A 12,056-nucleotide genomic window follows, 5' to 3' on the forward strand; every position below is an offset into this window, starting at 1 on the left:
TTGCATGAGTGATAATCACATAGCAGAGTTTGGCGAACAGTTATATCAAGCATTGCGTCAACGAAAAACGATAAAACCACTTGTTGAAAACCATGAAAGAGTATTGTTCAGCATTGATGATGCGTACCAAATGTCTCTGTATGCATTGGCGAAAAGAGAACAAGACGGTGAAGTTGTAATAGGTAAAAAAATTGGGGTGACCAGTAAAGCCGTTCAGGAGATGTTAAATGTACATCAACCTGACTTTGGCTTTCTCACCGACACTATGCACTACGACAACGGGGCAAAGGTGAGCTTAACGCAAGCAAAGTTAATTCAGCCTCGCGCTGAGGGGGAGATTGCGTTTTGCCTAAAACAAGATTTGATTGGCCCAGGTGTCACTGCTGAACAAGTTATAGAGGCAACGGAATGGGTTGCACCATGTTTTGAGATCGTCGATTCACGAATTGAAAATTGGCGAATCAGCATTATCGATACGATTGCTGATAATGCATCGTGCGGCGTGTTTGTGATTGGAGAATCTCGAGTCGATCCAAACACGATCGACTTAGCTCAGGCACAGATGAAAGTTTATCACAATGGCAAGTTGGCAGTGCAAGGGCAGGGTAGTGCTGTGCAAGGTCATCCAGCTCAAGCTGTTGCTTGGTTGGCGAATACGCTAGGGGAGTATGGTATCCCTTTTAAAAAGGGAGAAATCATACTTTCCGGCGCATTAGCTCCTTTAATCGATGCCCATCCGGGAGACCATTTTGAGATGGAAATTGAAGGGCTAGGGAAAGCAAGTATCAGTTTTGTTGCGTGATTTTTCAAACTCAGCAATGCAATTGGAAAAACCAAAGGAATGACAAATGAATAAAATCAAATGTGCTCTGATCGGTTCCGGTAACATTGGTACAGATTTATTGTACAAACTGCTACGAAGTGAGGTGCTCGAACCCGTTTGGATGGTCGGGATTGACTCACAATCCGAGGGGTTAGCCAGAGCAAGAGAAGCTGGATTGAAAACCACCGCAATGGGAGTGGATGGTCTGCTTCCCCATGTCGAAGAAGACGAGATAAAGATTGCCTTTGATGCGACCTCTGCTTATGTACATGAAGAAAACTCTCGTAAGCTGAATGCACAGGGTGTGGTGATGGTTGACCTGACACCTGCTGCGATAGGTCCTTATTGTGTTCCTCCTGTGAATTTAAAGAAACTGCCGAATTCAATAATGAATGTCAATATGGTTACGTGTGGAGGGCAAGCGACCATACCGATGGTTGCGGCGGTGTCTCGAGTGCAAGATGTTGAGTACGGCGAGATTGTTGCTACCGTTTCTTCTCGTTCGGTTGGGCCAGGCACTCGACAAAATGTGGATGAGTTCACTCGAACTACCGCACAAGCCGTGGAAGAGGTCGGGGGAGCAAAATCAGGTAAAGCGATCATTATCATTAATCCAGCAGAACCGCCGTTAATCATGCGTGACACGATCCATTGCTTGACGAAAGACACGCCCGATCAAGCTGCAATTACCGAGTCAGTGAATGCAATGATTCAAGAGGTTCAGCGTTATGTACCTGGATATACGCTCAAAAACGGCCCTATTTTTGATGGTAATAAAGTGTCTATTTTTCTTGAAGTGGAAGGGCTAGGAGATTACCTACCTAAGTATGCGGGCAATCTAGATATCATGACGGCTTCAGCGGCAAAGACAGCTGAAATGCTTGCTGTTGATATGTTGTCAGAAATTGAATCATCCGTTGCAGTGTAAGGAGCACACCATGGATTTAGACAATAGACAAGTGATCTTGCATGAAATGTCACTTCGTGATGGCATGCATGCGAAACGCCATCAGATCAGCCTTGATGAAATGATTGCTGTGGCGACGAATCTAGACGATGCCGGAATCCCTTTGATTGAGGTGACACACGGTGATGGCTTAGGTGGTTCTTCCTTAAATTATGGTTTTCCGGCACATACGGACGAAGAGTACTTAAGTGCAGTGATTCCAAAGATGAAACAAGCTAAAGTATCCGCGCTGTTACTGCCAGGTATCGGGACGGTAGATCACTTACGTATGGCCCATGACTTAGGGGTTAGCACCATTCGCGTTGCGACACACTGTACTGAAGCTGATGTTTCTCAGCAACATATTGGGCTTGCTCGTGAGTTGGGGATGGACACCGTTGGCTTTTTGATGATGGCGCATATGGCCTCTCCAGAAGCATTAGTGGAACAAGCAAAGCTTATGGAATCATATGGTGCAAACTGCATCTATTGTACGGATTCTGCCGGATACATGCTGCCGGAGGACGTGACTGCGCGTATCGCTCGCCTGAGAGATACACTTAAGCCTGATACCCAAATCGGTTTTCATGGTCATCATAATCTGGGAATGAGTATTCCCAATTCGCTTGCTGCCATGGATGCTGGGGCAATACGTATTGATGTGTCTTCCGCAGGCCTCGGTGCAGGGGCAGGCAATACACCACTGGAGGTGATGGTGGCAGTACTTAATCGAATGAGTATCCATCATGGTGTTGATCTGTACAAAGTAATGGATGTGGCTGAAGATATTGTGACGCCATTTATGGAGCAGCCAATTCGAATTGATCGAGATGCGTTGACGCTTGGCTATGCCGGTGTTTACTCCTCATTTTTGTTGTTTGCCAAACGAGCAGAAGCTAAGTTTGGGGTTCCAGCACGCGACATTTTGATGGAATTAGGACGTCAAGGCACCGTTGGCGGCCAGGAAGATATGATTGATGACACCGCAATGACGATGGCAAGACAATCAGCGTGAGAAATGAAACTAAGGAGTAGTTATGGGCTCAATTGCAGTCACAGGTTCAGCATCAGGAATCGGTGCTCAAGTTTGTAGAATGTTGGAATCCGAGGGGCATAGCATTATCGGTATTGACCAAAAGACTGACGGTAAATTTACTCGTATCGCAGCAGACCTATCTTCTAAGGTAGGTCGTCAATCTGCGATAGATGAAACGCAACGTCTTTGTGATGGTCAACTTGACGGTATCATTTGTTGTGCTGGTGTGGGGGTTACAGCGCCATCTGCCTCTCTTATAGTTGGTGTTAACTTTTTTGGTGTTACTGAACTGGTTGATGGTTTAGCGCCATTGTTGGTTGAATCTGAAAATGCATCTGTGGTTGTTATTGGTTCTGTTGCAGCCACACATCAACAAAAAGAAACAGCAGATCTTGCCCAAGCCATGTTTGATTTCGATGAACAGCAAGCAAACCGTCTTGCAGAGGCTTCAGGATCAACACATTTAGCTTATGCTGCGTCTAAGTTTGCGGTGACGGCGTGGGCTCGTAAGTTGTCAGTTTCTATTGCAAGTAAGGGTATTCGTGTAAATGTTGTTGCCCCCGGCGCTGTGGAAACGCCGCTACACCAAGCATCAAAAGATGACCCTCGATTTGGTGAAGCAGTGAAAAATTTTGTTGCGCCAATTGGCCGCAACGGACAACCAGAAGAAATTGCTAATGCAGTGTCCTTTTTGGTTTCTGATAAGGCGAGTTTTATTAGTGGCAGTGTCCTGTTCGTTGATGGTGGTATGGATGCGATGATGCGTGCAAAGCAATTCTGATGTTTTGATCTTACCAAGTAACCTCTAGGCGCGAAGTCTGACACGAACCACTAGGTTTACAGGTAACTCAGAGAATTGAGCTTCAGGGTGTGAGTTTTAAAGTAAAGGCTGTTATTTCATTTTCGAAATAACAGCCTTTTTCATTGGTTAAAAGCTAAACCCAAAAGGAGCCCGTTCTGCCTATCGTCGTCACAGATGCAATTTTTCGATAGATGGGTGTCATTTTAGGTCTTCAAATTTTTGCTGTGTTTTCAAAGCAAGTTTTTATCATTGAACCAAGCTTTTTGGCCGTACTCGGTGATATGGGGCGAAAGTAGCATATTGCCCGATAGCATTTTTCTGTACTACTCAGAATATTTGATATTTGCGTTTGGTATGAAATATTGGTGTAGAAAAGCCAGTCATAAAAGACTGGCTATGAGTTCATTATCTTGAGCTAGAATCTATGCTTTGTGATTATCCAATACCTGAGTGATAGCTCGATCCAACTCTTCTTGAAGAGATTTCGGTAAACGAGAAAACTCATAAGAGAAGTTACGACCTTTCACTCTTTTGCGAGCAAACATGCTCTTAGAGCTGAACTGGGCTAGTGTAGTTACTTCCGCTTTCTCTTTTTCTTGTTTTTCTTCTTCTATCTTTAATTCATTTTTAATCAAAGAAACAATGGCATCTTTTTGGTCTTGTGTAGAATATTCAGCCTGAATATTGACAAGCTTTTGCTCGATATTCTGAATGAACACCGACAAGATATCCGGGTTTGAACAAACTTTCATTACCTTATCAAGCAAAGTGTAATCGGGATGTGAAAGAGCATTCACCACCGGGAATAGTTTTACCAGTTCGTCATCAATACTTGCTGCTTTGATGGCCTTACTCACACCTGCTTGACTCAACCCAACTTGAGCGGCAATTTCAGCTTGAGTAATACCCTCATTGGTTTGTTTTATTGCCAAGCATTGCTTACCGATTTCACGTAAGTTGTGCTCTTTAGCCGTTTGTAGCTGTTTGGCTAATGCTTTTGCATCGGCAATAGAGATGTGGTCTTGTGTTACTAAGATACGAAATTCTTTAACTTTCCCCTCTTGCAACAAAAACCAAGCACGACGACGTGAACCATCTAAAATATCTAGCTTTCCTTCAACTTCTCGGCCCACAGCAGGGTAGAATTGTTGAAATTCTAGAGAGTTAAGATCTTGAAGTGATTCCTTTGTAAGCATTGACTGATCGCGACCATTCACATCAAAAGTGACGTAAGTGTCATCACGAACTTGTTCGTATGACAAGGTTACTTCGCTAAATGTCGCAGACTCACCAGACGCGAGTTGCCATGTCATGCTTTGGCCGACAGATTCGATACCAAACTGTTTTTGCAAATACTCAGCGGGAGAGTGCCCACTTTTTTCTAGCTCGTTACTTAATTGTCGAGTTAGCGAGTTTAAGTTTGCTTGTGCTGCTGCTTGCTGTGCTTCAGCTGAGCCTAATGCATTTCCTAGAGGGCTACCACCACGTTTTTTAGCCATTATGCTTGCTCCTGTTCACGCCAAACATTCACAATATCGCGCAAGATTTGACTTGTTACCTCGTAACTATTTTGCTGCGCAGACTGGAAAGTGGCTTTACTTTTTGGGTATTCACTTTTTGACATATCAAAAACGGTTGAAAGCAGTGATGATGCCTGACGCACGGCTTCACTGTGTTTAAATTCTTTGGAGTAGATATAAGGTGCGAAATTGTCGTAAAGACTGTTCATCAATTCGGTTGTTGTAGAGCTATCACGATGGTTAGTCAACATGATTTTCATGAAGTCATAGCCTTGGTGATTTGCGTTCGCCAAAAGAGCCCAAACTTGAGGGATATAGCTGAAATAAGAACAGGTCGCATCAATGTCATTTTCAGTGATAGACAGTGGGAATACCACGCTTGTTGCTGCAAAGTAAGCATTGTAAGTCGCGTAACCGAGAGACGGAGGCGTATCGATAATGATGATATCGAACTCGTCACGAACGGCGTCAATAATATCGCTTAGGATAGAATATGGTGACGCAAGCTTGTGGCTAAACACTTGCTCATGAAACCAACCTTCAATTGCTCGGTCTGTCTGGGACGCAGGTAAAATACGTAGGTTAGGAATTGTCGTCGCAAGAAAAGCATCCGAAACCGCTTGGTCAAATGTTTCTCCTTCATCCAATTCGAAGTTACGCATCATCAAATCGCCAACAGAAAGGTTGCCTTCTTGTTCCGCTTCTGGAGCGTAGTACATTGATAGTGTCGCCTGACCGTCCATATCAATTAGACCAATGCGGTACTCTTGATGAAACTCTGTTGCTAAGCCTGACGCGATGGTCGCCGCGGACACTGTTTTACCCACACCACCTTTCTGGTTTTGGATAACGACAACTTGTAACTTTTGATCGTTGCAGCGGGTGAACTTGTTTTCTTTACGAAGGGCTTCTGGCAACAAATCGCGTACACGATACATTTCTTCAATGTCGATATTCCACTGAGAGTCTTCATGTCGGCGCGGATCAATGTTGGCGGCAGCGACGTACTTATCTAGGGTTTTTGCGTCAATCCCTAAGTAAGTAGAAGCTTCTGCGCGAGTAAAGTTACGTAACTCTTTGCGATGATTAGCTAAAAGACGTAGGTTGCGGCGTTTGATGTAAGAATCCGCGCCATCTTTTAGTGATTGAAAAGTTGCTGTCGTTTGTTGAGTGTCCATATCTTTCTCCACCTCGTAATCGCAATAAGTATATCCCTTATTTTTTGAGTGTGGTAGTAAATAATGAGGGATATTTTAAAAAACGAGACGTGTGCAACTTTTGTACAAGTGGAGGTGGGGGCGATTTGGAAAAGATGGGGATGGATAAATGAAGTATGGATGGTTTAGAAATAGGCCTTTATCGGAGTCGATAAAGGCCTTGACGCTTAGTCGTGATAGGCTGTGGCCCCTTTTGGCACGTAGACTCCCTCGCACTTATCTAAGAATTCTTGTTTGCGTGCTCTTGGATTGTAAAATTGTTTGTACCAAATACGAGCTTTCATAAACGGACCGTCACTTGGTAGGAAAAGACCGTTCAAGCACGCCGCTTTGTTGGTCCACACTTCGAAGTCCTGCGCAAAAGCAAGTTTACTGGCCTCTTGAAACTGGCGAGCGGAGATGGTGTCCTCGACGCTTGCTTTTTCTTTTCCACTTGGGGATTTGACTAATAACCCATGCCAAACATGGACCTTTCCATCCTCAACTGGTGTATGTGTGATCATCAAGACAGACTCATAGTAGCCTGTCAAATTAGACAGCAATACGCCTGGTCCATGGTAGGTCGTGATAGTGTGTAGGACAGGGCTTACGCCGTCATCACCGACGAGTGTTCTATGCGGGCCACATTGACGTTGAATCGCTTGGTAGCCTTTAAATTCATTTTCATAACGTTGAACGGTAGAACCGTGAATAGGACTTAAATGGCCGTAATCACAAATGTTATCGATGATTTCTTGTGGGTGCTGTTCAAGCTCGCCTAGGTCATCAAATTTCCATTGTACCCACGCTTCGTCATCCCATTGTGGTAATGATGGGTGGTCCCATTCTGGATCGCCATTTTCTGGATCGTACCAAACCCAAATTGCGCCCATGCTTTCCACTACTGGCCAAGATTTGACACACGCTGTTTTAGGGATTGGACCATCATGGTAAGGAATATCATCAACTTTACCATCTGGACCAAAACGCCATGCATGATATGGGCAGCGGATACCATCTCCGTCGATATTCGTGCCACCTCCGTCAATGATGACGTAGGAAGTATCATTTTCGGCGGCTAAATGTGTTTTCATGTGCGGACAATAAGCATCAAGTAATACAACACGTCCAGTCGCTCGTCCTCGATATAGGGCAAAATCACGGCCAAAAAATCGAACGGCAATGGGTTTAGGTTGGTTGATGTCTTCAGAAGTCGCGATCATGAACCAGCCTCTTGGAAACGTAAATTCCCCTAGGCGGTAGTCTTCGGTTTTAGCCATGATTTTCTCCTTGTTGATAATTTGTATCCGTTATATTCGGCTCTGCTTTGTGCGAATTTGAAAGAGTAGGGGATGCAGCTTTGTTTAAGTGGTCGTCATCTTGTACTGGTCGATAGTTGAAAGACGAAATCAGATAAAAGAATGCTGATAGTAAAAATAGAGAGAATGTTACTAAGAGCGCATTGGCGAGGCCATTGTCACCAAAGTAGTCACTTAGTCCGCCGGTAAGAAGTGGTCCCAGTCCCGCTCCAAATAAGGTTAAAAATAAATTGAGTAAGGCGGCCGCACTTGCTCGCTGACTGGAACCGACAATTTGGCTGACTGCCGCATAAGACAAGCTAGGCCACCATGAATTAAAGAAAGCGAAGAGTGCAATAAATATGAAGCTAGGTGAAATCGCGAACCCGAGCAACTCGATGCTGAGATCTGATGGCCATAGAATCAACGCAATACCAGCAGGGAAACTCAGTAAAATACCTAGCATAGGGAATAGTATCTGCCAGCGATATTGCTTTTGAACTAAGCGATCGCAACATACTCCGCTAAATAGGCTGCCAATACAGGCGCTGACACCGCTTGCAATGCCAAAAATCAAACCAGCGCTCGCCAATGACATTTCTTGAGTACGAACTAAATACGTCGGTGCCCAGATCACATATCCGTATCCGGCTGTGCCTGCTAATGCACAGCCTAAAGCGAGCCAGATAAACCCTGGCGCAGCAATAATAGAAGACAGTTGCGAACGCAGTGAATGGTGAGGTTGAGCTGACTCTTGTGTCGCTTCGGTGCTTCTCTTTGGCTCTATACCAAAGAAGTAGAGCAAAACAGCAAGTACAATGCCAGGGGCACCAAATACGAAAAACACCATACGCCAACCATATTCTTGCGCAATCCAACCACCAATGATCATCGCAAGCAGCAGGCCAAGATGCGGGCCCATCATGAATATGCTGATCACTAATGAACGACGGTTTTTAGGGTACAGCTCAGAGAGCATCGAAATTGAGGGCGCCATTCCGCCGGCCTCGCCTACCGCAACTCCCATTCGTGCGAGTAACGCCGTCCAAAAACTTTGTACTGCACCACAAAGAACCGTCGCAATACTCCATAGGCCACAACAAATTGCCACCATATTACGACGATTTACGCCTTTATCTGCGATGTGGCTGAGCGGCAAGCTAAGTAATGAGTAAACAGTTGCAAAAGCGAGGCCTGAAAGTAGCCCCATCATGGTGTCTGATGCGCCGAATTCTTGTTTTATCGGTTCAATGAGAATCGCTATTACATTACGGTCAATGTATGAAAAGACGTAAATCAGAGCGAGAAGTAACAACGTGGTATGGGTCCGCCAATTTACGTTGTTATTTGATGATGGAATCATACTTCTCTCCTATCCGTAAGAAAGCCACCGGAATGATCCGGTGGGCCATGTTTTAAACATCATCATCGGGATCACGGCATTGGAAAGCGAAAAGAACGCGCTTCTGTCAGTGAGCCTGTCTGTTGTAGATAGAAGATAGAGTGTTTGGAATTTTAAACATCGTCCTTTTGGACGTATTACTTTATCCAAGGTTTGTTTACATTTTGATAACGTGCCGATTTGGGTGAATAAATTTGAGAGGAAACTTCGTGACGATTGAGCGTTTACAGCCAGTAAAATTCGAACCTCAAGAGCAAGCGCTTCGCTATATTCTTGCCTCTACGGAGTTCGGTGTACTTGTTCCTGTCTCTGATGGAATTTATTTGCTTCGTATGCCAATGGACTTAGGTTTGGATCACATAAACGTTTATCTATTGGAAGATAATGATGGTTGGTATGTCGTTGATACTGGGCTGGCCAGTGACAAGGTGAGAGATATTTGGACTCGTATCGCTGTGGACTGTTTCGCGAACAAACCGCTTAAAGGGCTCATTTGTACTCACTTTCATTATGATCATGCCAGCCTCGCTGATTGGTTGATGAAGACGTTTAATATTCCCCTCTATATGACGTCTGGGGAATATTTATGGATGAGAACCTTGGCCGAATCTCGACAAAAAAGAGTCAAGGAAACGCTCAACCCTTTCTATTTATCTCATGGGGTGCCAAGTGAGGTTATTGATAAGATTCTGGCGATGGTCGAACAAGACACTTTGTCCGCTCTCTACCCAACAAAATACTGCCGCGTGCGAGAGGGTGATGTGTTTACTATTGGTGAGCGATCTTGGCGAGTGATAATTGGTGAGGGGCATTCCCCGGAGCACATCTGTCTTTATCATGCTCAGGACGGATTGTTGATTGCAGGTGACCAATTGCTTCCTGATATCAGCAGTAGCATCTTTGTGAACGAAATAGAACCTGATGCCGACCCGCTGCGTGGTTGGTTAGCATCATTGAATAAATTGAGTGCGCTACCCGATGATACACAGGTGCTGCCCTCTCACGGTGGCTTGTTCGTTGGCATCCAGCAGCGCTCGAAAGAACTGCATACCTTGCATCAGAAACGACTCAATCGATTATTGGACACACTAAAAGATCAAGGCGACTGTTCGTTATATCAGTTAATGCGGAGTTTGTTTTCTAGAGAAATGAATGCCATGAATACCATGTTGGCGTTAGGAGAGACAGCTGCTCACATTAACTATTTACTCAATAAGAAAAAGCTAGAAAAACAGATAAGTGCAGATAAGGGTGAGATAACTTACCGCCTGACATTTGCTATTGATTCGCTTACCTAAAGGAGATTGGTCTATGGAACGGGATGTCCCACTCAGCCAGTTAGTGGCGCAACTTACCTCAGATGAGAGCCCATTTGCGTTACAGCAAGACAGTGATGGTGTGTTCGCATACCGTAACGCCCCGATTAGTTTGCCACAGGTAATAGAGACGGCAAGACGTGACGATGACGCCTGCTTTATGGTTTACCAACAAGATCGTTGGAGCTTTCAACGCTTTTACCGAGAGTTAGATACCCTGTCTCATTGGATGGTTGCACAAGGTATTAAGCAGGGTAGCGTTGTTGCCATCGCGTGTCGAAATCGCCCTGAGTGGGCAATCGCATTTTGTGCCGCAGCTCGTATTGGCGCTATTCCAGCCCCTTTGAATAGTTTTGGACGTAAAGAAGAGCTCCAAGCTGCGTTAGAAGATATACAACCTGCATTGCTAGTCTGTGATAAAGACCGTTTTGTTAGAATAGAGGGTGACACGAGTGTTGAGGGATGTCGCATCATCGTCGTGGACGACAAGAACAATAACGATGATTTAGCGATGGCTTATCAAACGATCATTGAGCAAGTGGACACAACCGTCGAATCTTTACCAATGCCGGACGTGAGTAGTGAGGACTCTGCGCTGATTTTGTTTACCTCAGGTACAACAAGCCGTGCTAAAGCGGTGGTATCAAGTCAAAAAGCGGTGTGCCAATCTTTGTTCAATATTGACTTTATTTCTGCTCTGTCGGGAATGAGTTCTCCAGAAAAAGTAAAAAAAATCATGGAGAAAGGCATGTCTCCAGTCATTTTGTCAGCAGTGCCTCTCTTTCATGTTAGCGGATTGCATGCTCAGTTTTTGACGGCGTTACGTAATGGCACGCGCTTGGTGTTTATGCACAAGTGGGATACAAATGCCGCCTACGAATTGATGAAAACCGAGCAAGTGACCCAGTTTAATTGTGCTCCATCAATGCTACTTCAGCTCTTTAGAGAACCGCACCCAGATAAACAAGCCATGATACAGCAATTGATTGGACTTGGTTTCGGTGGCGCAGGTGTGCCTGAATCGTTAATGGAACATGTATTTAAGGTCATGCCGGATCAGATGATTGGAATTGGCTTTGGCATGACGGAAAGTAATGGCGTCGCATCCGCAGTTTCCGGTGATTTATTTCGCCAGCATCGAGACAGCTCAGGAGTGATCTCTCCTATTATGCAAGTCAAAATCGTGGACCCGATTGGGCAGGAATTACCGCCAAACGAAGTTGGCGAGATCTGGCTTAAAGGGGTTTCTGTCATGAAAGAGTATCTAGGTAATCCTCAAGGAACCGCCGAAGTGTTACGCGATGGTTGGTTAGCCTCTGGGGATCTAGGCTATCGCAACGAGGATAACTTCCTATTTATTGTTGGTCGTTTGAAAGAGCTAATTAATCGTAATGGAGAGAAAGTATCGCCCCAAGAAGTTGAATCTTGTCTCCAGCGAAATAGCGCAGTGAAAGAAGCCGCCGTGTTTGGTATTGAAGATGAAATGACAGGAGAAGCGGTGATTGCAGTGGTGTCTCTTGCTCAACATGAGCATATCACTGAAGCGCAGCTCAAGCATTTTGTTTCCGAGCACTTAGCGAGTTACAAAGTTCCGTCTCAAATCCATGTCCTTGAACGTGAATTGCCGCGAAGTCCTGCGGGCAAATTGCTCAGAAAAGAAATCAAGCGTGAATTCTCGGTAAAGACTGACGCGATTCTTGCGGCAAGTTAATGCGAT

Annotated in this window: 10 protein-coding genes; 6 read left to right on the top strand and 4 right to left on the bottom strand. The window is 44.9% G+C overall.

Features of this window, described 5'->3' with window-relative positions:
• The first annotated feature begins 4 nt into the window (after positions 1 to 4).
• The 4 genes from KHN78_RS21325 to KHN78_RS21340 are packed head-to-tail and all read left to right on the top strand — an operon-like array spanning position 5 to position 3,586.
• Positions 5 to 802 (top strand): fumarylacetoacetate hydrolase family protein, encoded by a 798-nt coding sequence (locus KHN78_RS21325; protein ID WP_210205298.1) that lies wholly within the window; start codon positions 5 to 7, stop codon positions 800 to 802.
• Between the two features lie 46 nt (positions 803 to 848).
• Positions 849 to 1,751, top strand: a complete 903-nt coding sequence (locus tag KHN78_RS21330; protein ID WP_210205299.1) for an acetaldehyde dehydrogenase (acetylating) — start codon at positions 849 to 851, stop codon at positions 1,749 to 1,751.
• Positions 1,752 to 1,761: 10 nt separating this feature from the next.
• Positions 1,762 to 2,784: a 4-hydroxy-2-oxovalerate aldolase gene (gene dmpG / locus KHN78_RS21335; protein ID WP_210205300.1), complete on the top strand. Its 1,023-nt coding sequence runs from the start codon at positions 1,762 to 1,764 to the stop codon at positions 2,782 to 2,784.
• 22 nt (positions 2,785 to 2,806) lie between these two features.
• Positions 2,807 to 3,586 (top strand): SDR family oxidoreductase, encoded by a 780-nt coding sequence (locus KHN78_RS21340; RefSeq protein WP_210205301.1) that lies wholly within the window; start codon positions 2,807 to 2,809, stop codon positions 3,584 to 3,586.
• 443 nt (positions 3,587 to 4,029) lie between these two features.
• On the opposite strand, the gene KHN78_RS21345 is transcribed toward KHN78_RS21340, so the two are convergent.
• The 4 genes from KHN78_RS21345 to KHN78_RS21360 all read right to left on the bottom strand — a co-directional run bounded on the left by KHN78_RS21345 (position 4,030) and on the right by KHN78_RS21360 (position 8,984).
• Positions 4,030 to 5,106, bottom strand: coding sequence for a ParB family protein (locus KHN78_RS21345; RefSeq protein ID WP_210205302.1), 1,077 nt, complete (start codon positions 5,104 to 5,106; stop codon positions 4,030 to 4,032).
• Positions 5,106 to 6,305 carry a ParA family protein gene (locus KHN78_RS21350; protein ID WP_210205303.1) on the bottom strand — a complete coding sequence of 400 codons (1,200 nt, stop codon included), beginning with the start codon at positions 6,303 to 6,305 and terminating at the stop codon, positions 5,106 to 5,108. The genes KHN78_RS21345 and KHN78_RS21350 overlap by 1 nt, the downstream gene beginning before the upstream one ends.
• Before the next feature lie 206 nt (positions 6,306 to 6,511).
• Positions 6,512 to 7,603, bottom strand: a complete 1,092-nt coding sequence (locus tag KHN78_RS21355; protein WP_210205304.1) for a Rieske 2Fe-2S domain-containing protein — start codon at positions 7,601 to 7,603, stop codon at positions 6,512 to 6,514.
• Positions 7,596 to 8,984, bottom strand: a complete 1,389-nt coding sequence (locus KHN78_RS21360; RefSeq protein ID WP_210205305.1) for a spinster family MFS transporter — start codon at positions 8,982 to 8,984, stop codon at positions 7,596 to 7,598. Before KHN78_RS21360 ends, KHN78_RS21355 begins: the two co-directional genes overlap by 8 nt.
• A 248-nt stretch (positions 8,985 to 9,232) precedes the next feature.
• Here KHN78_RS21360 and KHN78_RS21365 point away from each other — a divergent pair, with 248 nt between their 5' ends.
• Both KHN78_RS21365 and KHN78_RS21370 read left to right on the top strand, forming a co-directional pair.
• Positions 9,233 to 10,321 (top strand): MBL fold metallo-hydrolase, encoded by a 1,089-nt coding sequence (locus KHN78_RS21365; RefSeq protein ID WP_210205306.1) that lies wholly within the window; start codon positions 9,233 to 9,235, stop codon positions 10,319 to 10,321.
• A 13-nt stretch (positions 10,322 to 10,334) separates the two neighbouring features.
• Positions 10,335 to 12,050 carry a class I adenylate-forming enzyme family protein gene (locus KHN78_RS21370; RefSeq protein WP_210205307.1) on the top strand — a complete coding sequence of 572 codons (1,716 nt, stop codon included), beginning with the start codon at positions 10,335 to 10,337 and terminating at the stop codon, positions 12,048 to 12,050.
• Positions 12,051 to 12,056: the final 6 nt, after the last annotated feature.

It is taken from the genome of Vibrio sp. B1REV9, assembly GCF_905175395.2.
Taxonomy (GTDB): domain Bacteria; phylum Pseudomonadota; class Gammaproteobacteria; order Enterobacterales; family Vibrionaceae; genus Vibrio; species Vibrio alfacsensis.

Excerpts from the sequence above, each read along its gene's own strand:
- KHN78_RS21355 (WP_210205304.1), bottom strand. The coding sequence starts at position 7,603 with ATGGCTAAAACCGAAGACTACCGCCTAGGGGAATTTACGTTTCCAAGA.
- KHN78_RS21360 (WP_210205305.1), bottom strand. The coding sequence starts at position 8,984 with ATGATTCCATCATCAAATAACAACGTAAATTGGCGGACCCATACCACG.
- KHN78_RS21370 (WP_210205307.1), top strand. The coding sequence starts at position 10,335 with ATGGAACGGGATGTCCCACTCAGCCAGTTAGTGGCGCAACTTACCTCA.
- KHN78_RS21340 (WP_210205301.1), top strand. The coding sequence starts at position 2,807 with ATGGGCTCAATTGCAGTCACAGGTTCAGCATCAGGAATCGGTGCTCAA.
- KHN78_RS21330 (WP_210205299.1), top strand. The coding sequence starts at position 849 with ATGAATAAAATCAAATGTGCTCTGATCGGTTCCGGTAACATTGGTACA.
- dmpG (WP_210205300.1), top strand. The coding sequence starts at position 1,762 with ATGGATTTAGACAATAGACAAGTGATCTTGCATGAAATGTCACTTCGT.
- KHN78_RS21350 (WP_210205303.1), bottom strand. The coding sequence starts at position 6,305 with ATGGACACTCAACAAACGACAGCAACTTTTCAATCACTAAAAGATGGC.
- KHN78_RS21325 (WP_210205298.1), top strand. The coding sequence starts at position 5 with ATGAGTGATAATCACATAGCAGAGTTTGGCGAACAGTTATATCAAGCA.
- KHN78_RS21345 (WP_210205302.1), bottom strand. The coding sequence starts at position 5,106 with ATGGCTAAAAAACGTGGTGGTAGCCCTCTAGGAAATGCATTAGGCTCA.